The sequence below is a fragment of the Streptomyces sp. P9(2023) genome (genome assembly GCF_032436795.1).
Classification (GTDB): Bacteria; Actinomycetota; Actinomycetes; order Streptomycetales; family Streptomycetaceae; genus Streptomyces.
In genome coordinates this window covers 1-284 of record NZ_JAUPWM010000362.1, presented here as the reverse complement: position 1 = coordinate 284, position 284 = coordinate 1, and the positions used below count along the sequence as shown (strand labels likewise).

The window sequence follows — 284 nt, the reverse complement described above, 5'->3', positions numbered from 1 at the left end:
CCCGCCACGATGAAGTCATGGCGGGTCACGATCTTCGACCAGAGGCCGGCGACCTCCGGCACGTCCAGGCCGAAGACAGTCGTCAGCGTCGTCATGAGATCCGTGACGTCCTCGAACACCCTCTCCCGTGTCTCCGTAGGCGTGAGTTCGCGTAGAGTGCGGCCCCGCAGAATGGCGAGACCGTTCGACATGTGTCGCTGCACGACGAGGTTCTGAACGAAAGGCGACATCGGCGATGTCTGGAGAAACTCGCACTTCGCGGCCAGCACGGCTTCGTCAGCCGG

Annotated in this window: 1 protein-coding gene; it reads right to left on the bottom strand. The window is 63.4% G+C overall.

Features of this window, described 5'->3' with window-relative positions:
* The coding region (locus Q5762_RS40190) for an arylamine N-acetyltransferase (RefSeq protein WP_399495579.1) at nucleotides 1-269 on the bottom strand (269 nt) is incomplete at its 3' end.
* Nucleotides 270-284 lie beyond the last annotated feature (15 nt).